This window comes from Pedobacter sp. A2324 (assembly GCF_059693705.1).
Genome location: NZ_JCASSK010000002.1, coordinates 531,626 through 552,970 on the forward strand (window position 1 = coordinate 531,626; position 21,345 = coordinate 552,970).

The 21,345-nt window shown below is 40.2% G+C and carries 22 protein-coding genes; 17 read left to right on the forward strand and 5 right to left on the reverse strand.

Annotated elements, in window-relative coordinates:
• The first annotated feature begins 15 nt into the window (after positions 1–15).
• From AC570I_RS07355 to AC570I_RS07380, 6 genes are all read left to right on the forward strand, one after another.
• Complete coding sequence (locus AC570I_RS07355) at positions 16–204, forward strand: hypothetical protein (RefSeq protein WP_047799943.1); 189 nt, start codon at positions 16–18, stop codon at positions 202–204.
• Positions 204–536 carry a type II toxin-antitoxin system RelE/ParE family toxin gene (locus AC570I_RS07360; RefSeq protein ID WP_047799942.1) on the forward strand — a complete coding sequence of 111 codons (333 nt, stop codon included), beginning with the start codon at positions 204–206 and terminating at the stop codon, positions 534–536. Before AC570I_RS07355 ends, AC570I_RS07360 begins: the two co-directional genes overlap by 1 nt.
• A gap of 31 nt (positions 537–567) precedes the next feature.
• Positions 568–1,821 carry a pyridoxal phosphate-dependent aminotransferase gene (locus tag AC570I_RS07365; RefSeq protein WP_047799941.1) on the forward strand — a complete coding sequence of 418 codons (1,254 nt, stop codon included), beginning with the start codon at positions 568–570 and terminating at the stop codon, positions 1,819–1,821.
• Between the two features lie 296 nt (positions 1,822–2,117).
• Entirely contained in the window at positions 2,118–3,122 is a 1,005-nt protein-coding gene (locus AC570I_RS07370; protein WP_497404956.1) for an aldo/keto reductase, read from the forward strand.
• A 69-nt stretch (positions 3,123–3,191) separates the two neighbouring features.
• On the forward strand, positions 3,192–3,413 hold the full coding sequence (locus tag AC570I_RS07375; RefSeq protein WP_497404957.1) for a hypothetical protein: 222 nt from the start codon (positions 3,192–3,194) through the stop codon (positions 3,411–3,413).
• Positions 3,407–4,087, forward strand: a complete 681-nt coding sequence (locus tag AC570I_RS07380; protein ID WP_497404958.1) for a helix-turn-helix domain-containing protein — start codon at positions 3,407–3,409, stop codon at positions 4,085–4,087. Before AC570I_RS07375 ends, AC570I_RS07380 begins: the two co-directional genes overlap by 7 nt.
• An 8-nt stretch (positions 4,088–4,095) precedes the next feature.
• On the opposite strand, the gene AC570I_RS07385 is transcribed toward AC570I_RS07380, so the two are convergent.
• From AC570I_RS07385 to AC570I_RS07395, 3 genes are all read right to left on the reverse strand, one after another.
• A complete protein-coding gene (locus AC570I_RS07385) occupies positions 4,096–4,389 on the reverse strand; it encodes a hypothetical protein (RefSeq protein ID WP_497404959.1) in 294 nt (97 codons plus the stop codon).
• 86 nt (positions 4,390–4,475) lie between these two features.
• Positions 4,476–5,219: a LytR/AlgR family response regulator transcription factor gene (locus tag AC570I_RS07390; RefSeq protein ID WP_497404960.1), complete on the reverse strand. Its 744-nt coding sequence runs from the start codon at positions 5,217–5,219 to the stop codon at positions 4,476–4,478.
• Between the two features lies 1 nt (position 5,220).
• Positions 5,221–6,828, reverse strand: a complete 1,608-nt coding sequence (locus AC570I_RS07395; RefSeq protein ID WP_497404961.1) for a sensor histidine kinase — start codon at positions 6,826–6,828, stop codon at positions 5,221–5,223.
• 680 nt (positions 6,829–7,508) lie between these two features.
• Between AC570I_RS07395 and fumC the strand changes: the two genes are divergently transcribed.
• The 6 genes from fumC (at position 7,509) to AC570I_RS07425 (ending at position 12,085) form a co-directional block, all read left to right on the forward strand.
• The gene (fumC, locus tag AC570I_RS07400) at positions 7,509–8,906 is read left to right on the forward strand and encodes a class II fumarate hydratase (RefSeq protein ID WP_497404962.1); all 1,398 of its coding nucleotides are present in this window, start codon (positions 7,509–7,511) and stop codon (positions 8,904–8,906) included.
• 321 nt (positions 8,907–9,227) lie between these two features.
• Positions 9,228–9,401 carry a hypothetical protein gene (locus tag AC570I_RS07405; protein WP_497404963.1) on the forward strand — a complete coding sequence of 58 codons (174 nt, stop codon included), beginning with the start codon at positions 9,228–9,230 and terminating at the stop codon, positions 9,399–9,401.
• A 3-nt stretch (positions 9,402–9,404) separates the two neighbouring features.
• Positions 9,405–9,953: a fumarate hydratase gene (locus AC570I_RS07410; RefSeq protein ID WP_497404964.1), complete on the forward strand. Its 549-nt coding sequence runs from the start codon at positions 9,405–9,407 to the stop codon at positions 9,951–9,953.
• Between the two features lies 1 nt (position 9,954).
• Positions 9,955–10,761 carry a S1/P1 nuclease gene (locus AC570I_RS07415; protein ID WP_047799934.1) on the forward strand — a complete coding sequence of 269 codons (807 nt, stop codon included), beginning with the start codon at positions 9,955–9,957 and terminating at the stop codon, positions 10,759–10,761.
• Between the two features lie 89 nt (positions 10,762–10,850).
• On the forward strand, positions 10,851–11,285 hold the full coding sequence (locus AC570I_RS07420; protein ID WP_047799933.1) for a low molecular weight protein-tyrosine-phosphatase: 435 nt from the start codon (positions 10,851–10,853) through the stop codon (positions 11,283–11,285).
• Between the two features lie 32 nt (positions 11,286–11,317).
• Positions 11,318–12,085 carry a ThuA domain-containing protein gene (locus AC570I_RS07425; RefSeq protein WP_497404965.1) on the forward strand — a complete coding sequence of 256 codons (768 nt, stop codon included), beginning with the start codon at positions 11,318–11,320 and terminating at the stop codon, positions 12,083–12,085.
• A gap of 25 nt (positions 12,086–12,110) precedes the next feature.
• On the opposite strand, the gene AC570I_RS07430 is transcribed toward AC570I_RS07425, so the two are convergent.
• Positions 12,111–12,785, reverse strand: coding sequence for a hypothetical protein (locus AC570I_RS07430; RefSeq protein WP_497404966.1), 675 nt, complete (start codon positions 12,783–12,785; stop codon positions 12,111–12,113).
• Positions 12,786–12,999: 214 nt separating this feature from the next.
• Between AC570I_RS07430 and AC570I_RS07435 the strand changes: the two genes are divergently transcribed.
• Positions 13,000–13,455 (forward strand): PA2169 family four-helix-bundle protein, encoded by a 456-nt coding sequence (locus AC570I_RS07435; RefSeq protein WP_047800376.1) that lies wholly within the window; start codon positions 13,000–13,002, stop codon positions 13,453–13,455.
• Positions 13,456–13,539: 84 nt separating this feature from the next.
• Here AC570I_RS07435 and cphA read toward each other — a convergent pair whose 3' ends face one another.
• A complete protein-coding gene (gene cphA / locus AC570I_RS07440) occupies positions 13,540–16,155 on the reverse strand; it encodes a cyanophycin synthetase (RefSeq protein WP_497404967.1) in 2,616 nt (871 codons plus the stop codon).
• Between the two features lie 288 nt (positions 16,156–16,443).
• Between cphA and AC570I_RS07445 the strand changes: the two genes are divergently transcribed.
• From AC570I_RS07445 to AC570I_RS07460, 4 genes are all read left to right on the forward strand, one after another.
• Positions 16,444–17,319 (forward strand): cyanophycinase, encoded by an 876-nt coding sequence (locus AC570I_RS07445; protein ID WP_497404968.1) that lies wholly within the window; start codon positions 16,444–16,446, stop codon positions 17,317–17,319.
• Positions 17,320–17,348: 29 nt separating this feature from the next.
• Positions 17,349–18,191 (forward strand): isoaspartyl peptidase/L-asparaginase, encoded by an 843-nt coding sequence (locus AC570I_RS07450; protein ID WP_497404969.1) that lies wholly within the window; start codon positions 17,349–17,351, stop codon positions 18,189–18,191.
• 29 nt (positions 18,192–18,220) lie between these two features.
• On the forward strand, positions 18,221–18,907 hold the full coding sequence (locus AC570I_RS07455; protein WP_497404970.1) for a hypothetical protein: 687 nt from the start codon (positions 18,221–18,223) through the stop codon (positions 18,905–18,907).
• A 241-nt stretch (positions 18,908–19,148) separates the two neighbouring features.
• Positions 19,149–21,314, forward strand: a complete 2,166-nt coding sequence (locus AC570I_RS07460) for a carboxy terminal-processing peptidase (RefSeq protein WP_497404971.1) — start codon at positions 19,149–19,151, stop codon at positions 21,312–21,314.
• Positions 21,315–21,345: the final 31 nt, after the last annotated feature.

The following is a 21,345-nucleotide window of genomic DNA, read 5'->3' on the forward strand; positions in this document are numbered from 1 at the left end:
GCTAATTTTGTAATTATGACAACTTTAACAATTGAAATTAAAGACAAAGATGCTGGATTCGTTAAAGAATTTCTTAGCAAGATTGGGGCTAAAGTTAAAGTAGAACCGACAAGTCAAATTACTTCAGAAATTGCACAAGCTTTAAAGGAAATTAAAGAAATGCAGCAAGGTGAGCGTAAGCCTTTGAGCTTAAAAGATATCTAATGGAGAACAAAATTGTTTATTCTGCCATTTTCATCAAAAAAGCAAAAATCTACAAAAAAAAGTACCACTCTTTAGTGGAAGAGCTTTACGAGCTTGAATCGAAACTCTTGGAAAATCCTGCACAAGGAAATGATTTAGGTAGCGGACTTTTTAAAATCAGACTAGCCATAAAAAGTAAAGGAAAGGGTAAAAGTGGTGGTTTTAGAATCATAACCTACCTGGTTTCTACTTCCATTGATGGAATTGTGATTAATATGTTAACGCTCTATGATAAATCAGAAGAAAGTAGCATTGATAAAAAAGAGCTTCAAAAGATAATAAATGCATTATAAATTTGCTGGAAGCAGCAATCAATAACTATATATGAAAGTTTCAGTATTGGCCAGTTCATTAATTGGCTCAGAAATTATAAAAATCGGTAACGAAGTTAACGAGATGAAACGCAAAGGTGCATCAATCGCTAACTTAACTATCGGCGATTTCGATGCAAATATCTATCCGATTCCCACGGAACTAAAAGCCGGAATTGTAGATGCGTATAACGCCAATCAAACAAATTATCCTCCTGCAGATGGGGTTTTAACTTTAAGAGAAACTGTTTCTGAATTGCTGAACGATAGATTTGGGCTGGAATATAACACCAATAGCATTTTGATTTCCGGCGGTTCTCGTCCGTTAATTTATGCTACTTACTTAGCTTTAATTGATCCGGGAGACACAGTTGTTTTCCCTGCACCATCCTGGAACAATAACCACTATTGCCATTTAACTTCTGCAAAAGCAATCGCTGTAGAAACCGATGCGGCGCATCACTTCATGCCAACTGCAACGCAGTTAAGGCCTCATTTGAAAGGCGCAACATTATTGGCCTTATGCTCTCCGTTAAATCCAACAGGAACCATGTTCGATGCAGATTCATTAGCAGAAATCTGTGATGCTGTTTTGGAAGAAAATGCGTCACGCGGAGCAGATGAAAAACCTTTATACCTCATGTACGATCAGATTTACTCGCTTTTAACTTTCGGCAAAGCGCATGTAAATCCCGTATCATTGCGTCCGGCAATGCGCGAGTTTACCGTTTTTGTAGATGGTAGTTCGAAATGTTTAGCCGCAACAGGTGTACGCGTAGGCTGGGGTTTTGGTCCTGAAGACATCATCAACAGAATGAAAGCACTGGTTGGCCACATGGGCGCATGGGCTCCAAAGGCTGAACAAGTTGCAATGTCGCATTATTTTAATGACAAAACACAGGTTGATACTTTCCTGACCAGTTTTAAAGCTCAGATTCAGGATAGCTTAAATGCACTTTACGATGGCTTCAATGAATTGAAGAGTGAAGGTTTCCATGTGGAGGCCGTTGAACCGATGGGTGCAATTTACCTGACGATTAAAATAGATTACATCGGAAAAACGACAGAAGATGGCCAGCTATTGAAAGACAGTGCTGATGTCAATTTCTATTTAATTAAGGAAGCAGGAGCAGCCCTGGTGCCGTTCTCAGCATTCGGAAATGAAGATAGCATGCCATGGTTTCGCGCGTCGGTAGGTGCCTGCACTTTACAGGATATTAAAGACATGCTACCCAGGATTAAAATTGCGCTTAGCAAGTTAAAATAGCTAAATAAAATATTGCTGCCGTTGAAAACACCTATTGACAATGGCGCTAATAATGAAACCCTAATTTCACATCCATGTTGCTGTGTAACAACATCAACTCAGAAGCATCCCGACCGAAAGGAAAGGATGCTTTGTTTTTTTAACCGGGTTATGCCGTTATGTTAATGTTATTGAAGCCATCCCCGTAAAACTTGACTGCATTGGCTTTACCTTGTTTTGCAAACAACATTCGGGGATTAGCATACAAGAACCGCCCTCACGTTGACGAATTTTGTAGGAGAAGAAAACATTACATCATGGAAATAAAAAAAGTCAAATTAGGAAGCGATGGACTGGAAGTAGCTCAAATCGGACTAGGCTGCATGGGGATGACCGGATTTCAGGACGGACACATGTATGGCCCTGCAGATGAGCATGAGGCCATTGCGACCATTCACAGATCGCTGGAACTCGGAGGGAATTTTCTGGATACAGCCGACCTGTATGGTCCTTTCAAAAATGAGCAGCTCATAGCAAAAGCAATTGCCGGAAACCGAAACCAATATACCATAGCCAGTAAATTTGGTTGGGAAATAGATGCACAGAATCAGGTAACCTGGGCCATTAATGGCAAAAAGGATTACGTAAAAAAAGCAGTTGAACGTTCCCTAAAAAATTTAGATACCGATTATATTGATCTGTACTACATGCACAGATTGGATAAAAATACACCTATCGAAGAAACGGTTGGCGCCATGAGCGAGCTGATTAAAGAAGGAAAGATTGGTTATATTGGTTTATCAGAGGTTTCATCAGAAACAATAAGAAGAGCACATGCCATACATCCGGTTACCGCTGTTCAGAGTGAATACTCACTTTTCGAACGTACAGTAGAAGAGCGCGGCGTTCTGAAAACCTTGAATGAACTGGGAATCGGTTTTGTGGCTTACTCCCCACTGGGAAGGGGCTTTTTAACCGGACAAATCCGCAGCATTGACGATCTGCCCGAGAACGATTTCCGCAGGGCCATTCCAAGATTTCAGGAAGCGCATTTCCATAAGAATATCGAACTGGTCAGAGCCATTGAAACAATGGCTGCCGAAAAAGGTGTTACGCCTTCGCAACTGGCCCTGGCATGGATCATTAATCAGGGTATCCTGCCTATTCCAGGTACCAAAAGACGAAAATATGTGGAACAAAACCTGGCTGCTGCCGCTATAACCTTAAGTAAAGCAGAAATGAACAGCCTCGAAAACATTATCCCATTGGGAACCGATACAGGACTACCTTACGATGAGTTCAGCATGGGACTAATCGATTAAACCACTTTCCATCTGCGGATAACTGTTTGCAGATGGAATACTTCTTTTAGAATTTTTAAATTAGCAACTATGAATGCCATTAAATCAATTTCACAATTCCATAGGTTATTGTCGTTGCCCGAACCCTTACATCCTTTGGTGAGCGTGATCAACCTTGATCAATGTACATTTCTGGAAGATGAAATCTGGGAAGGCTTTGTTAATCACTTTTACTGCGTGGCATTGAAAGAGAGGCAACAGGAAAAATCAGATATGGGCAGCAGCATTACGATTACGATAAGGGTGTGCTGAGTTTTACTGCACCAAATCAGGTTCAGCAGCTGGATTTACGCAATACCGAATGCGGATCGGGTTATTTACTGATTTTTCATCCCGATTTCCTGCTTAAACATCCGCTGGCGGCCAATATTGGGAGCTATGGCTTTTTTTCGTATGCGGTGAATGAAGCCTTACACCTCTCGGAAGACGAAGAAAAGAATTTGATAGCCATTCTCGACAAAATTAACCTCGAATGTGCGCATATCGACAGACATACGCAGGAAATTATCTTATCGCAAATTGAATTGCTGCTAAATTACTCCAAACGCTTTTACGAAAGGCAGTTCATCACAAGAAAAAACAATAATCACCAGTTGTTAATCAGATTTGAACAAATTATGGAGGCTTATTTTTCTGAGCAGACTACCGCAGCAAATGGGCTGTTGACGGTCAATTATGTGGCCGGACAGATGAACCTTACACCAAATTACCTGAGCGACTTGTTAAGGATACATACGGGCCAAAATACACAACAGCATATCCATATAAGAGTAATAGAGAAAGCTAAAGAACAGCTTTCTACCACCAATCTTTCTGTCAGTGAAATTGCCTACAAACTCGGTTTCGAACACGCTCAGTCTTTCAGTACCTTATTCAAAAAGAAAACCAATATGTCGCCGTTGGAGTTCAGGCAAACTTTTAACTAAAAGGCATATCAGATTTCCTTTTTCAAGGCACTGATGGTTTCCATCACGTATTTGATTACCGGATCGTTGAGATCGGGATTCCGGAGCCGATCTCTAAGCTTGTCGTTCCAATCTACCAATGCATCTTCGGGGGTATCGCCCGAACCGCAAATCCCATTTTGCAAATCAGGACCTAAGACGGCATAATAACTTGCGCCATTTTTAAAGAGCAATGGCCTGAATTCATTTACATACTGCGGCAAACGAAACCGGCTAAACTCGAAGCTGATCTCCTGATCAGGGCGAACACTCATCTGTTCCATAATCATCATTTTGATGAATATACAGTATACATTAAAACTTGTTTTTCAGATAAGATTAAGTTATTATTAAATCTGCATTCAACAGTTTATCCGGCCAATACAGCTTTAACCATTTCCCTGTTGGGCTTAGACACAGGAATTTTTTCTCCGCTATTCATTAGCAGTACCCCGCCATCTTCCTTTAGCCAACTTTTTACAAATTTTGGATTAACCAAATGGCTTTGATGTGCGCGTAAAAAGCCTTGTGGTTTCAGCAAATCTGAATATTCTTTTAATGGCTTCGAAATCAGGATTTTTTCCCCACTCACTAAATAGAAAAAAGTGTAGGTATTATCTGCTTCACAACGCATAATATCATCAACCGAAACATACCTGATTTCTTGTTGCTGAGGCAATGCAATTTTTGGAACAGCTGGCTCAGTGCGCTTCATCTGACTAAGAAGAAAACTAAGCTGTTCACCGTTTATTTTACTTTTAATCCGCCTTTCAGCCTTAATTACTGCTTGCTGCAGTTCATCGGGATCAACAGGTTTCAAAAGATAATCAAGCGCAGCAAATTTAACTGCCTGAATTCCGTACTGGTCAAATGCGGTAACAAAAATCACTTCACATGTTTTTTCGGTTAAACGGCTTAACAAATCAAAACCGGTATTTTTCCCCATCTGTATATCAAGAAAAAGTAAATCGGGTTGGTGCAGATTAATCTGGATCAGCGCATCATCAATATTTGCAAGGGTAGAAATTACTCTGATATGTGGGCAATGCTTCGCCAGCAAAGTATTAAGGTTTTCCAGATTAGCTTGTTCATCATCTACTAATATTGCTCTCATTTTATAGCCATTGCGTTAAGGTAACGGATACTAAAGTACCATTTAAGCCTGATTTTATATCCAATACAAAAGGTGTTTCCTTGTGTAGGGTATTTAGTAAAGATATCCGGTTTTTGCTCAGCATCAAGCCTAAACCATTGTAAGTTTGCTCTGTCTCAAAACCTTCACCATTATCGGTTATTTTTAAAATCAAATCTGAATTACGTTTTTCAAATACCACTTCGACCCGACCTGTTCTACCTTTATCGGCAATCCCGTGTTTCACTGCGTTTTCAACAAAAGGCTGCAATAACATAGCCGGTATTTCTACATTTTCAGTATCCAGTTCGGATGATGCCTGAATGGAATATTCAAAACCGAATCGCAATTGTTCCATTTGGAGATAATCATCGAGTAATGTTTTTTCTTCTGCCAGGCTGATCAGCTCTTTGCTATCCAGAACGTTCCTGGTCAATCTGGCAAATTTACTGAGGTAGCGGTTAGCATGATCAATCTCATTTTTATTCATCAGGTTTTGAATGCCGGCCAGTGCATTAAATAAAAAGTGGGGGTTAAGCTGTGAGCGCACAGAGTTTAATTGAAGCTGAGCAAGTTCTTTTTGTTTAGCCTGCTGTGCAAGTTTCTTAGCCTCTTTCTTTTTGACGTAGGTGAGGGTTGCCCCGAAAACAGCACCGCAAATGGCACATATTATTAAACCATAAATGATTAATTGTTTTTCGGAGAAAAGTCTTGTCTTATTTTTTAAAACATTGAACTTTATTTTTTGCGCCTGCTTATTGAGATCTGAAAAATGATCTGATTTGGTATAAACAGTTATCACATAACCTCCCGGGCTTTTGAAATACTTTGAATCTATCATCATTATCGAGTTTCCATCTTTATCAAAACCCGACCAATTTGGGGAAAGTAAATTCATGCCACGGCCATCGATATTTTGCAACGTAACACCGTAAATACTGTTTAAATCCGTATTTTTGATGGTTATTCCAATCGCTTTGGTATCATCATTATTCTTTATTTTATCGCCATCTTTGAATGGGTTCGGTTGCCACCCGTTAACTCCTTTTCTCGAAGTGTAAACAGATGTAAACAATATCTCGGCACCCTTTATAGGTTTGTTATAAATAATGCCATAGCTAACCTTGGTTTTTTGAGGTAACTTATACATTCTTACCTCCAATTTTTTGTTTGCGATATTGTAAGTCCCCAAGTCCATGGTCAAAGAACCTGGAAAATCGCTCGCACTATTCCACCTAAATTTTACCTTATCAGGAATCAATTGATCTTTCAAAAGCACTGTATCATTTTGTATTATAGAGTACCTGTAGAATTGAATACTATCTTTATGGATTCTTGTCTCAAGCTCAATCCTTTTTGCTCCCGTTAACAGCGATAGGTTTCCAAACGGAGCGTTATCTAAATTTAAATAAGGAACGACCTTTTTCGTGCCACCATCAACAAGCATAAATACATTGCAATTGGACCATCTCGATAGCAGTGAATAATGCATCGGGTTTCCATATTCGTCAACAAGGTACTTGTTTTTATTCTGCGCACTTAATAGCTGCGCTGTTAACATCAATAAATACAGTAGCGTTATATTTTTCATGTTTGGAATTTTTTATAAAGCTGCACTTAATAGCTAGCCTTAAAAACCCCAAAATAGTAAATGAAACCTTTAAACTAGTTTTTGATGCTTATGAGATAGAATTTACTTCTGAGAGATACATTCTAGCTTTAAACTTATTGTTACTAAAATAAGTTTTTAGCCCGCTGATCTACCCAGAAAAGTGCCACAGATCTGAACTCATCTAATATAAAAACGATATGGCCAAGCTTCCCTTTTTCCTCAGGGTTGATACGGAGATTCAATGAAACTTGAATTGAAAAATTCAATTTAACCTGCTTCAAAGTCTAATGAAATATAGTGATTCTCACGCGAGTTAATAAACCCTAAAGGAGCTCAATTTTCCGCAGAGGCCAATTTTGCCAGATTGGCAGATTAACAGGGGCTTAGTGCGGGATTAACAGGGGGGTGACAGGGGGTTAGTAGGGACAAATCCCTGACAACCCTCTACCAAAACCGTGTCAACACCTCTTCAATGTTCAGTCAGATAAGTGAATAAATTGTTTGTCGGCTGCCTTCAGATTCGATGAATTTCATATACAATCTGGTGAACCTCATACGCAGAGAACTTCCAATGAAAACACCCCTGGGAAATAACGAATATAATACCTTGCTTTATAGGCAAAAAACTTAAATTTGCGACAATACAAATCAAAATTATCATGAGTTTCAGAATAGAACACGATACTATGGGCGAGGTTCAGGTGCCTGCCGACAAATACTGGGGTGCACAAACCGAACGCTCACGCAACAACTTCAAAATTGGCCCGGAAGGTTCCATGCCTAAAGAGATTATCCATGCTTTTGGTTATCTGAAAAAAGCTGCGGCTTTGGCAAACACTGAACTTGGCGTACTTTCTGCAGAAAAAGCTGATTTAATTGCTAAAGCCTGTGATGAAATCATTGCAGGGGATTTAGATGATCAGTTTCCTTTGGTTATCTGGCAAACCGGTTCAGGTACTCAAAGTAACATGAACGGAAACGAAGTAATCGCCAATCGTGCTCACGTGATTAACGGAGGGGCGCTGGCTGATGATAAGAAAGTTCTTCACCCAAATGACGATGTAAACAAATCACAGTCATCAAACGATACTTACCCAACTGCAATGCACATTGCAGCTTATAAACTTACAGTTGAAAATACCATTCCGGGACTGGAGCAATTGCGTAATGCACTCGCTAAAAAAGTAGAGGAGTTCTCAGGAATTACCAAAACCGGCCGTACCCACTTTATGGATGCTACCCCCCTAACATTAGGTCAGGAGTTTTCAGGTTATGTTCAGCAAATCGACAACAGCATCAGGGCCATTAAAAATGCTTTGGTAATGGTTGCCGAATTAGCACTAGGTGGTACTGCTGTAGGTACAGGCTTAAACACGCCAAAAGGCTACGACGTATTGGTAGCGAAAAAAATAGCAGAATTAACCGGGCTTCCATTTGTAACTGCTCCGAATAAATTTGAAGCATTAGCCGCTCACGATGCCATGGTAGAACTTTCTGGCGCCTTAAAACGCACAGCAGTTGCCTTGATGAAGGTCGCTAACGATGTTAGAATGTTGAGTTCTGGTCCGCGTTGTGGAATTGGAGAAATTGTAATCCCTGATAACGAGCCGGGATCATCGATCATGCCAGGTAAAGTTAACCCTACTCAACCGGAAGCCTTAACAATGGTTTGCGCACAGGTGATGGGTAATGATGTAGCTGTTTCAATTGGTGGAATGTCCGGTCACTTCGAACTGAATGTTTTCAAACCTTTAATCGCAGCGAATGTTTTACAATCGGCTCGTTTACTTGGAGATGCATGTGTTTCTTTCACTGTAAAATGTGCAGAAGGAATTACAGCTAACTTACCAGAGATTGAAAAGCACTTACAAAACTCTCTAATGTTGGTAACTGCTCTAAATCCTCATGTGGGTTACGAAAATGCAGCAAAAATTGCTAAGAAAGCACATAAAGAAAATAAAACACTAAAGGCTGCAGCTGTAGAATTGGGTTTACTAACCAGCGAACAATTCGATGAGTGGGTACGTCCGGAAGATATGGTTGGAAGCTTAAAATAAGCTTTAAACAAAGTTGCTGATTACTAACTCATGAAGTAAGGGTCAGCAACTTTTATCAAAGGCGCTATCCGGATTGCAGCCCGAAAAATTCAACATGGAAATAGCAGTTGGCAACGTGTTTTAATTTTTTAAAAAAATACAGGAGATTTACTTATGACGATATTGTATAGCTTGGTTTCGCTTTTATCCCCATTGATTATTTTCATCACTTGCTGTTATTACATTTCCAAACAAGTTAAAATTGATTCCATTTTAATGTTGATTGGTTCTTCCATTTCAATTTTGATCAGCATTTTTTATAATATATTAATGCCATTCCTGATGCAATCACGAAACCTTTCAATGACTGAAACCACCAGCTATTACAGCATTGCAGGGGTCATTGGATTCTTCGGTGGAATCTCTTTTGCGGCAGGTCTTTTGATACTGATCTATAATACCGTAAATAGCTTCAGAAGCTTCCCTGATTCATTCCCACCGAACGAATTTAAATAATATATGCCTTCAATTATTAAGTTTGCCAACTCGAAAGCGTTCAATGGAGGTTTCCGGCTAAAGCATTTATCCCTTATACTTTTCACATTTTCTGTTCTACAGCTTGCCTGTTCTTCCCGGCCCAACATACAGGGTAAAGGAGAGGAATTTATGCAGGGCATCTGGAATGAAGATTCTGTTGCGTTTAGCAATAAGTTAAGTAATTATACCCAGCACCACTTCAAGATCACCTGCGATTCGGTTTACATTGACTTTGTCACGCACAGCAAAACCAATTTTTATGAAGATTCATGTTACAACAATGGTGTCTGGAAAGAATATGCCAAAGGGGTTTACGCCGTTCGGGGTGATACCCTATTTGTTGGAGCCACCTTTACCAATGCCTATTACAAGCAAAAAATCTCAGGATGCTACAGAATCGGCCGATATGAGAAAAATTTCCTCATCAGGAAAAAATCAGCTGATACCCTGGTACTGGAAAGCCTGAGCGACCAAAGAGAAATTAAATTATCCTTAAAGGAGAAAGTTACCTGTGTACAAAAAGAATTATAATATGATATTCAAATCAATCAAAAAGAAACTATTTACAATTGCTGCCGTTGGTTTAATGGCTTACCTTCCATTACAGGCCAATGCATGGGGTATGATTGGCCACCGCGTAGTTGGAGAAATTGCCGACAGTTACCTTACAGCTAAAGCCCGGAAAGCAATCCAGGCAATCCTGGGTTCAGAAAGCATCGCAATGTCGGCAAACTGGGGAGATTTTATCAAGTCAGACTCAACCTACAACTATCTTTACAACTGGCATTTTGTTAATCTCCCTGGCGGACTGGATAAACAAGGTGTATACAATATTCTGGAGACTGAAAAGGCCCCAAATCTATACAACAAGATTGTTGACCTGACCGCTGTTTTGAAGAAACCAGGAAGTACAGCGAGCGAGAAAAAACTGGCACTGCGTATGTTGATCCACATGATGGGCGATTTATGTCAGCCTATGCACGTTGCACATAAGGAAGATTTGGGGGGCAATAGGGTCTCGGTACTATGGTTTAATGAAAAGTCCAACCTACACCGGGTATGGGATGAACAGTTGATCGAGTACCAGCAACTGAGCTACACCGAATATACTAAAGCAATCAATCATCCATCTGCTGTTCAATTATACAACTGGAGAAATACCAGCCTGAAAGATTGCATTTATGATTCGTATCAGGTTTGTTCAAAAATTTACGATTACACCAAACCAGATGCTAAGCTAAGCTATCGCTACAATTTTGACTGGGTTGGTACGCTTAATGAACAGTTGTTAAAAGGTGGAGTTCGGCTTGCGCAAATGCTAAACACCATTTATAAGTAAGCATAAAGCCCATGTTGCTCATTCGTTATGCAGTCACCTAGGGAAATCATTTTAATTATAATTAAAGACTAAAAAATAAAGATCAGATTTTGAAAATTTTAATGGTTTGCCTGGGTAATATTTGTCGCTCACCACTGGCAGAAGGTATCATGCGGCATTTAACGGCTGAGCAAAACCTGAATTGGGAAATTGCTTCTGCAGGTACAGGAAACTGGCATATTGGTAAAGCGCCGGATTACAGGAGTGTGAAAGCAGCGAAATCCTTTGGCTATGATATCAGCACACAACGCGCGCAGCAATTCAACCACTCCATGTTTGCCAGATATGATCTGATTCTGGTAATGGACAGAAACAACCTGAAGGACGTACAAAATCTCGCTCAGAGTGAGGAAGAGCGCAAAAAGGTAAAACTGTTTCTCGACAATGATGAAGTAACCGATCCATACTGGGACGATGCATTGTTTGATCCGGTATGCCTGCAGGTTGAAAAAAGATGTAGAGAAATTATCAAACAACTTTCTTAAATTTATCTTTTAAATTAATAAACTAACCAATTATGAAAAACGCAGCTTCTGCTTGCTTGCTTCTTTGCAGTATCTTCCTGTTTCAAAGTTTCACTAACACTAAAAAATCAGCAAGAATTTTAGTGTTCTCGAAAACAAAAGGATACAGACACAATTCAATAGAAACCGGAAAGCTTGCGATTCAAAAACTGGGTTTGAGCAAGAACTTTGTGGCCGATACCACAGAAAATGCTGATGCGTTTACCGAAGCAAATTTAAAGAAATATGCCGCTGTGGTTTTCCTCAGCACTACAGGCGACGTACTGAATGACAAGCAACAGATTGCTTTTGAACGTTACATTCAGGCTGGAGGCGGTTATGTTGGCATCCATGCCGCAACAGATACTGAGTACGACTGGCCATGGTACGGCAAACTAGCAGGCGCCTATTTCATTAGCCATCCTGCTGTACAGGAAGCCCGGTTTCTTATCAAAGATTACAATCATCCTTCTACAAAATTTATCACAGACTCTGTGTGGATGCACAAAGATGAGTTATACAACTTTAAAGATATCAACCCTGACATTAAGGTGCTTATTAATATCGATGAACGTTCGTATACCGGAGGTAAGAACGGATCAAACCACCCATTTAGCTGGTACCACGACTTTGACGGCGGAAGGGCCTTTTATACATCCATGGGGCATACCAAGGAAACCTGGGATGAAGATAAATTCTTAAAGCACCTTTCAGGGGGCATTGAATATGCCATTGGAAACCAGAAAAAATTAAACTACAGCAAAGCTCATTCAAATTTTTAAGCAGCTCTATTCCAAAAGCCGCAGCTTACCCGCCGATTGTTCTCTTGTAGTTTACCAGATAAATATAATGCAGCATACAAAACGAGGCGATAGCACCAAAGGTATGCCATAAAAAATGAGTACCTACAGTTAGAATCTCCCATTTATCGGCAATGCGGAAGGTAAGGGCAAAAATAAAAGACAACAGGGCAAAGCCTACCCACTTTCCGTTCCGCCACTCTGTTTTAATCAGGTAACCAAAAACCGGGAATAAAACCAGCGCCGCCATAAAGGCGTAATTGATGTTAATGAAAATCTGAAAGTCTCCATTTGAAAAAAGTTTCCGCACATAAAACTGAAATACTGCATAAACAATTACGATAAGTGCGGCAAAATACCACCTGGTAATTTTGGCCAGGAAATACACGCCTGCCGATAAACATAAAAGCATAATCGGCATCCAGTCCATCATAATGAAAACAGGCCATCGGCGTAATCCATGATAGGTAGTTCCACCAATACCTCCAATATACAGCAATACCAGTGCAATGGTTAAGAACGTATGCTGCCTGCCTTTTCCCCAGATTTTAAATGTCCAGTACACTGCAATAGCCAGAAAGAAACAGCTTGTAACCGTGTTTAGCGGTTCCGGGAATAATTGATTAAGATTGGTTTCTGTATATATTGTGCCACCATCAGGCGGAGTTTGGAGTATCATCATTTTGAGACAATTAGATTGTTCAGAGAATACTAATAAAAGCATTTAATGTGGGTTTCTGTTCCAAACAACAAGTAAAAAATTTGCGACTGAAACTTAACAGAAAGTTATTCATGTTGTCTTTCAGCTTGTATGCAACTAAACCTGAAACCGTTTTTATAAAATGACAAACCTTTTGTATCTGATCGTGTTGAATTTATACATCAAATCTAAAAATATGAAAACTACAACAGTAACATCAGAAATTTTAAATGACCTTGTTCAAATAAATAACGACCGTATTGCAGGTTATGAAAAAGCACGTAAAGAATTAACAGATAGCGACGCTGATTTGAAATCGTTGTTTCTTAATATGATTGAAGAAAGTCAGAAATACAAAATGGCACTTGCAACGGAAGTTGCAGCATCGGGTGAAGATATCGAGACCGGCACAACTACTTCAGGTAAAATTTACAGAGGATGGATGGATGTTAAAGCCTTGTTTACAGGCCATGATCGTCAAACAGTTCTAAACAACTGCGAGTTTGGAGAAGATGCTGCTCAAAATGCTTATAAAGCAGCTTTAGAAGAAGAAGAACTTCCTGCAAACATCAGAGCGTTGATCTCTGACCAGAAAGCTGCTCTAAGAACCTCTCATGATGAGATTAAGAGATTACGCGATTCACAGGCATAATCAATAGCCATTAATAACATTTAAACAAAAAAGCCGAAGGTTCGCTGATCATGATCAGCGAACCTTCGGCTTTATATTCTGTGCCTATGCCTCCAGCTCTTTGTCCAGATGCTCAGTAACGCGTTGAATGGTGTTGTCTATTGTATTACTTAATATGGTCAGATACGAACCTTTTTTAGCATTACTGATTGCATCCTGAAGGCATTCAGTACTTCTGTTATTAATAATAATCTCCTTATTAGGATCTATTTCTTTTATCCCCTTTACCAAAAGCTCCACCAGTTCCTGCTGATCCCTTCCGCGAAGGTATTTTTCCTGACAGATATATATTTTATCAAACATCTGAGCAGCAATTCTTGCAGTTTCCACAATATCCTCATCCCTCCTGTCCCCTGTACCAGAAATAATACCCACATGTTCAGTGGCCTCAACACTTTGTAGGAAAGCTTTTACGCCGTTAAAGCCATCAGGATTATGTGCAAAATCTACCAGAACTTTGAAATCTTTAAATCTGAATACATTCATCCGTCCTGGGGTATGTGCTGCAGATGGTATAAAAGTTTCTAGTGCCAAACGGATGTCTTCAGGTTTGTATCCCCATAAGTAAGCCGATAAAGTTGCCGCCAATACATTCTGGATCATGAAGTTCACCGCACCACCAAAGGTAAGTGGAATGTGAGTGGCCTTATCTACCCGAAGTTTCCAGTCGCCGGTTTTAATGGTAATGTAACCGTTTTCATAAATGGCAGCAATTCCACCTTTTTTACAATGGTCTTTAATTACGGGATTGTTTTCATCCATACTGAAATAAGCCACGTTACAGCGTGCGTCTCTGGCAATCTTAACGCAATAACCATTATCAGCGTTTAATACCGCCCAGCCTTTACGGCGAACGGCACCAATTACCACCGCTTTAACCCGAGTTAAATCATCGAGGTTATGGATATCCGCTATTCCGAGGTGATCTTCCTGAATATTGGTTACCACACCAATATCACAGGCATTAAATCCCAATCCAGCCCTTAAAATGCCCCCACGGGCAGTTTCCAGCACAGCAAATTCCACTGTAGGATCTTTCAATATAAATTCGGCACTTACCGGTCCGGTGGTGTCACCCTTCATCAGCATGGTGTTATGTACATAAACACCGTCGCTCGTGGTATACCCAACACGTTTTCCGTTGCTTCGAATGATGTGCGCAATTAAGCGTGTAGTAGTGGTTTTACCATTGGTACCTGTTACAGCTATAATTGGAATCTGAGATAATTTCCCTTGCGGATAAAGCATATCGATTACCGATGCAGCTACGTTTCTTGGTAAACCTTCACTTGGAGCAAGGTGCATTCTAAATCCAGGGGCCGCATTAACCTCTAACACCACACCACCATTTTCAGTTAACGGTTGTGTTAAATTCTGCGCCATAATATCGATACCACAAATATCCAGGCCAATTACCCTTGAAATCCGCTCGCATATAAATATGTTTTGTGGATGAACAATATCTGTTACATCAATCGATGAACCACCCGTACTCAAATTAGCCGTTGATTTTAGATATACAATTTCACCCTTCTCCGGTATGGTTTCCAGCGTATATTCCTTTTTAGCCAGCAAATCCAGGGTATCCCGGTCCACACTGATTTCAGTTAACACATTTTCATGTCCATAACCACGGCGTGGATCCTCATTTTCCTTATCGATAAGCTCCTGAATGGTATGAATACCATTTCCTCTAACATGGGCCGGGTCGCGCTGCGCTGCAGCAACCACTTTATGATCGATTACCAGCACGCGGAAGTCGAAGCCTGTAATAAATTTTTCAATAATAACCCTGCGTGAGAAGGTTTTGGCATATTCGAAAGCAGCTAATGCTGCCTCCATCGTTTTTACATTTATTGTAGCGCCTTTTCCGTGATTTCCATCCAAAGGTTTAAATACAAGTGGAAAACCAACTTTTTTCACTGAAGCTTCCAGCTCATCAGGATTGGAAATGGTAACACCGGAAGCAACCGGAATTGCAGCCTCAGTTAATAAGCGCTTCGTTTCTTCTTTATTGCTGGCAATGTCGACAGCAATGCTACTGGTTTTTTCCGTCATGGTAGCCCTGAAGCGCACCTGATTTTTCCCGTAACCCAATTGCACGAGCGAGCTTTTGTTTAACCTGATCCATGGAATACTTCTGCTCACCGCCTCTTCTACGATAGAACCAGTACTTGGCCCTAATGCCTCCAACAGACGGATTTCTTTCATCCTGTGGATATCGTGCTCCAAATCATACTCTCTGTTATCGATCAATGCCTCCGCAATTCGAACCGCAGCCTCAGCAGAGTAAACCCCTACTTTTTCTTCCAGATAGCTGAATACCACATTGTAAATGCCTTCAGTTTTAGTTTGGCGTGTACGGCCAAAACCTGTATCCATCCCTGCAAGTGTTTGTATTTCCAGTGCAATATGTTCAATCACATGGCCCATCCATGTGCCTTCTTTTACACGGGTGAAGAACCCACCTTCAACGCCTTTTGAACAGCGGTGGGTAAACATACTGGGCAATAGTTTTTCAATTCTTTCACTAAATCCGTCGATGCTATTGGTTGGCCTTTGCTCCATATCCTCCAGATCCAGACGCATTTGGATAAGCTTTTTCCTGCTAATTGACCAGATATTTGGCCCTCTCAATACTTGTATGTTTAATATCTTCATGTAATAATTTGTTCGTTTTCTAAATGCAGTTTAGGATGGCCTTTTTAATCAGTTTGATGGATAAAATTAATGACTGTAAATTATACATTTATTTTGAAAATAGACGCCCAAATAGCTAAATCAAAAATCTGGCTTATTTGTTTTGTTTTCAGCATCATTCAAACGAATTTAAAGGGCAGAAAATTTCAACTTTTGTTAATAAAGCGAATATTATTGACAAAAAAAGTCGTGTTTTTTATCTTAAGCTGATATATTTGGGTTTTTCGATATAATTATAATACACAAAGAATGGTTCCGAAAGGTAAACTCATTATTATTGGTGGGGCAATCAACACAGGAAGCTTTGCAGAAACGCAGTTCGGCTTAACTGACAATATGAATTTTTTTGAGCGTGGAATTTTAAAACGAATTACTACAGAATCCGTACGCGACACAGAATCCCGGTTTGAGATCATCACTACCGCCTCACTCATGCCTGAAAAGGTTGGTGAAGAATACATTAAAGCTTATGCACAGCTCGATGTACACAACCTGGGTGTATTAAATATTACCAACCGCGAGGAAGCAAACGCTGAAGAAAACTATGAAAGGATCAAGGCTGCAGAAGTCATTATCTTTACAGGAGGCGATCAGCTGCGTTTGTCATCCATATTTGGAGGGACCAAAATACATCAGCTTTTATTGGAAAAATATAGAAACGAACCTGTGGTAATTGCCGGTACATCTGCCGGGGCTGCTGCAAGTTCAAAAAATATGATCTATCAAGGCAGCAGTAAAGACGCCCTTTTGAAGGGTGAGGTCAAAATTACAGGTGGGCTTGGCTTTATTGATGATGTAATTGTAGACACGCATTTCGTTCAACGGGGAAGAATAGGCCGTTTACTGTATGCAGCTGCCAGCAACCCTGGTATTCTGGGTATCGGACTTGGAGAAGATACCGGTTTGTTTATTTCAGAGGGCCACACCATGGAAGCCATTGGTTCCGGGATGGTGATATTGGTTGACGGGAGACACATGGCCGACACCAACTTAACTGATGTGGAAATGGGGCAACCTGTATCCATCAAAAATATGGTTGTACACGTCATGTGCGACGGAGATGTTTACGATTTAACCGATCATAGTCTGGTGATTCACCACCCAAAGGTTGCTCCGATAGCATAAAACTTAACCCGATACTTGATACAACAAAAATGAAACTCATTATACACGGAGGCTTTTTCAGTGAGTCATCCACCAATCAGGAGACCAAAAAAGCTAAACAGGATGCGCTTTCGGATATTGTTCGCCTTGGACATGAATACCTGAAAACACATACGGCTTTGGAAACTGTTGTTTATACGGTTGCATTGCTGGAAGATAATGAGCTGTTCAATGCCGGTATCGGTTCACAAATTCAAAGTGATGGCAAAGTGCGGCTGAGTGCATCACTAATGGACGGTAAAACCGAAAAATTCAGCGGTGTAATTAATGTAGAAGATATTAAAAATCCGATAGCGGTTGCAAAGCAGTTACTTCCTTACGACGACCGCGTTTTGAGTGGCGAGGGCGCCCAAATCTTTGCAAGGGAAAATGGCTTTGACTACTTCAACCCGATTACTCCTCAACGACAATCGGAATATGAGGCGAAACTAAACCAGCAAAACAATAAAGGCACCGTAGGTTGTGTAGCACTTGATGCTGAAGGTAACCTTGCCGCTGCCACTTCAACAGGAGGTAAAGGATTCGAAATTCCATGCAGGGTGAGCGACTCAGCAACAGTTGCCGGAAACTTTGCCAATCAACATGCAGGGATTTCATGCACCGGCGTTGGAGAAGATATTGTAAGCGGTGCATTGGCGGCTAAAATTGTTACCAGGGTAACCGACGGATTTTCTTTAAAAGATGCTGCAGATAAAACCTTTACCGAACTGGCGGTACTTGATGGCTTTGCCGGAATCATTGGAATTTCTGCTGCGGGTGAAATTTACCATTGCGATTCTCATCCCTATATGGTGTGGGCATCTTTTGATGGTAATTTACAGGTATTTAGCTAAAATTTCAATTAAAGTATTATTTTTGTTGCATGACCAAAATTTTACTGGCTTTTATCAGCCTTTTTGCATCATTACAACTTTACGCTCAAAACATCGAAAAATCCGATTATCAGGAACCAAACGGTGGTACAGCTATCAATATTGCCGTTTCCAAATTTGACCTCGAAGATGGTAACACTTTCTTTGAAGAGGCTGAAGATTCAGAACGCAAAGGCGACTATAATGAAGCACTCACACTTTTTGGTAAAGCGGCATTTGAATACAACGCCATAAAAAACTTCGGCAAATATGGTCAGGCCATTTTAAAAATGAGCAACATGCACTATCAGCTTGGCCGCTTCGGTGATGCAGAGCAGATTTTACTGAACGTTGCCTTAAAGAACTACTCCAAAATGGGCAGCAAGCCCGGTCTGATGAACTCGTATAACCTGTTAGGACGTGTTTATCTTGCAAACAACAAGTACACGCAATCCATGTGGTTCTACACGCAGCAAGGTATCCTGGCCAAGCAATTGAGAAGCGATCACGCATACATTGAATCCGTTCTGGGAATTGTTCAGGTAAAAATCAAAAAAAGAGATTTCACACTTGCACTTCGTGATTTAAAATCTGCAGAGTGGCTGGCTACTTCAATTAAAAGCAACCAGTATAAAAACCAGATCCGGGATGCCCGGGAGCTCATCGCTGCCAAAACAAGCGCTAAAGCGAAAAGCTAGTTAGCTTCACCATAATCACTTTGTAATATTCTTTAATCGATTGGTTAAGCCTGCCGGATGGTAAAACAATTTTAAATCTGTCACGTTAGCTTTAGAGATTGTTAAATAAAAAGCTTTTAGCTAGATTTGAGAAAGTTTTAACAAGAGACAGTAATAATGCTGTCTCTTTTTTGTTTTTTTGATAAAATGGTATCATATTGGCTATATAGAATTGGAAATGGATTTTAAATCATTTAAAGAGATGTTAAAGAGAATATTTTTTGTAATTTTTACGGCTGCTGTACTGGCTTGTCACGCATCGCCTAAAACTCAGCCTATAGTTGAGGGAGTTACCAATGTTAAACCCGACGAGCAACAACAACTGGTGATTAAAGAAGTTGTTAATCTGATTGAAAGCTACAATTACAAAAAAATCCAGATCAATGATTCAATCTCTTCTTTGATATTGGATAAGTATATCAAATCACTGGATCAGGGCAAAAATTACTTTCTGGCTTCAGACATCAAAGATTTCGAAAAATACAGGTTTACGCTTGATGACGATTTTAAAAATGGAGATTTAAGTGGCCCGTTCTATATCTATAATGTTTATGCCAAACGTTTAAATGAATACTTTAATTACTCTTTAGCACAAATTAAAACCAAGTTTAACTTCAACGAAAACGACACCTTTGTTTACGACAGGGAGAAAATGCCATGGGCTGCCTCTACTAGCGCCTTGAATGATAACTGGAAGAAACGGGTAAAATATGAGCTGGTAAACTTAAACCTTGCCGGTACTGCCGAGGCTAAGAATGTGGAAACATTAACCAAACGTTATCAGAATTTACAATCGCAGACATCGAAAACCAATAATCAGGATGTTTTCCAGATCCTGATGGATGCTTTCACCGAATCGGTAGACCCACACACAAATTATTTTGTTCCATCAAGAGCAACTGAGTTCAACGAGGAAATGTCGCGCTCATTTGAGGGAATTGGTGCACGTTTACAACTGGAAAATGAAGTGGTAAAAATTGCTGAAATTATTCCGGGAGGTCCTGCATTTAAAGGCAAGCAACTGAGTGCCGGCGACAGAATTATCGCAGTAGCCCAGGGCGATGGAGAATTTGTTGATATCGTTGGATGGAGACTGGATGCCACTGTATCTAAAATTAAAGGCCCTAAGGGTACTAAAGTGCGGTTGAAGGTAATTCCTGTCGGAAAAGAAATGTCTTCTAAGCCAGTGATTATAGAGATGCTTAGAGAGAAAGTAATTTTGGAAGATCAGTCTGCCAAGAAAAAAGTAAAGACCATTACTACCAATGGTAAGGAATATAAAATCGGAATCATTTCCCTGCCTGCTTTTTACGCTGATTTTAAAGCGGCAAATGCGGGAGATAAAAATTATAAAAGTACAACGCGTGATGTAAGAAAACTGATCGACTCACTAAAAACCATCGATAAGGTAAATGCTATTGTGATGGACTTACGTGGCAATGGTGGGGGATCGCTTGTTGAAGCGATATCATTAACTGGTTTGTTCATTGATAAAGGCCCGGTTGTACAGGTAAAAGATTTACGCGGTAAAATTGAGGTAGATGAAGATGAAAACACTGGTGTAGCCTGGGATGGCCCATTTGGTGTAATGGTTGACCGTTTAAGTGCTTCTGCGTCTGAAATTTTTGCAGGTGCTATTCAGGATTACGGCCGCGGTATCATTATGGGCAGTCAAACATATGGTAAGGGTACCGTTCAGTCATCAATCGATTTAAACAAGCTGGTTAACCCTAATATGTTGCAAAAAATTGCTTCTATCATTTCAAGGGATAAAACAGTGGGAACATCACCTAGTTCAACAACTGCTGCTGATATTAATCTGGGTCAGATTAACTTAACAATGGCGAAGTTTTATCGTGTAGCTGGTAGCAGTACACAGCATAAAGGTGTGATACCTGATGTTACATTTCCATCGGTTTACCCAATGGATAAAATTGGTGAAGATACAGAGCCATCTGCTTTGCCATGGGATGTTATTGCAAGCTCAAATTTCAAAGCCGTAGCGAACTTAACAGCTGTTAAGGCAGGCTTAATCAAAAACAGCGAGCAACGCGTTGCAGGTTCACTGGATTTCAAATATTTGAAACAGGATATTGCTGACCTTAAAAAACGTGACGCTGAAATTTCAGTTCCGCTAAATGAGGTTAAACTTAAAGCCGAACGTGATGCTCAGGAAGCTAAATCTTTAGCCAGACAAAATGAGTTGAGGGCGCTAAGAGGCCTTCCTGCAATCAAAAAAGGAGAGAAGGTTACTAAACAGGATTCATTTGATTTCATCGAAGATGAGTCGTTAAAAGTAATGGGCGACTTTATGCAACAGTCTGGCAATTATGTAATGAACCTCGGAAATACTACCCAGCAGTTCTAAGGGCATTTATTGAGTTAAAAAAAAGCCTGTG

Coding starts and splice junctions, on each gene's coding strand:
- AC570I_RS07355 (WP_047799943.1), top strand. CDS start 16: ATGACAACTTTAACAATTGAAATTAAAGACAAAGATGCTGGATTCGTT.
- AC570I_RS07360 (WP_047799942.1), top strand. CDS start 204: ATGGAGAACAAAATTGTTTATTCTGCCATTTTCATCAAAAAAGCAAAA.
- AC570I_RS07365 (WP_047799941.1), top strand. CDS start 568: ATGAAAGTTTCAGTATTGGCCAGTTCATTAATTGGCTCAGAAATTATA.
- AC570I_RS07370 (WP_497404956.1), top strand. CDS start 2,118: ATGGAAATAAAAAAAGTCAAATTAGGAAGCGATGGACTGGAAGTAGCT.
- AC570I_RS07375 (WP_497404957.1), top strand. CDS start 3,192: ATGAATGCCATTAAATCAATTTCACAATTCCATAGGTTATTGTCGTTG.
- AC570I_RS07385 (WP_497404959.1), bottom strand. CDS start 4,389: ATGGAACAGATGAGTGTTCGCCCTGATCAGGAGATCAGCTTCGAGTTT.
- AC570I_RS07390 (WP_497404960.1), bottom strand. CDS start 5,219: ATGAGAGCAATATTAGTAGATGATGAACAAGCTAATCTGGAAAACCTT.
- AC570I_RS07395 (WP_497404961.1), bottom strand. CDS start 6,828: ATGAAAAATATAACGCTACTGTATTTATTGATGTTAACAGCGCAGCTA.
- fumC (WP_497404962.1), top strand. CDS start 7,509: ATGAGTTTCAGAATAGAACACGATACTATGGGCGAGGTTCAGGTGCCT.
- AC570I_RS07405 (WP_497404963.1), top strand. CDS start 9,228: ATGCAATCACGAAACCTTTCAATGACTGAAACCACCAGCTATTACAGC.
- AC570I_RS07410 (WP_497404964.1), top strand. CDS start 9,405: ATGCCTTCAATTATTAAGTTTGCCAACTCGAAAGCGTTCAATGGAGGT.
- AC570I_RS07415 (WP_047799934.1), top strand. CDS start 9,955: ATGATATTCAAATCAATCAAAAAGAAACTATTTACAATTGCTGCCGTT.
- AC570I_RS07425 (WP_497404965.1), top strand. CDS start 11,318: ATGAAAAACGCAGCTTCTGCTTGCTTGCTTCTTTGCAGTATCTTCCTG.
- AC570I_RS07430 (WP_497404966.1), bottom strand. CDS start 12,785: ATGATGATACTCCAAACTCCGCCTGATGGTGGCACAATATATACAGAA.
- AC570I_RS07435 (WP_047800376.1), top strand. CDS start 13,000: ATGAAAACTACAACAGTAACATCAGAAATTTTAAATGACCTTGTTCAA.
- cphA (WP_497404967.1), bottom strand. CDS start 16,155: ATGAAGATATTAAACATACAAGTATTGAGAGGGCCAAATATCTGGTCA.
- AC570I_RS07445 (WP_497404968.1), top strand. CDS start 16,444: ATGGTTCCGAAAGGTAAACTCATTATTATTGGTGGGGCAATCAACACA.
- AC570I_RS07450 (WP_497404969.1), top strand. CDS start 17,349: ATGAAACTCATTATACACGGAGGCTTTTTCAGTGAGTCATCCACCAAT.
- AC570I_RS07455 (WP_497404970.1), top strand. CDS start 18,221: ATGACCAAAATTTTACTGGCTTTTATCAGCCTTTTTGCATCATTACAA.
- AC570I_RS07460 (WP_497404971.1), top strand. CDS start 19,149: ATGTTAAAGAGAATATTTTTTGTAATTTTTACGGCTGCTGTACTGGCT.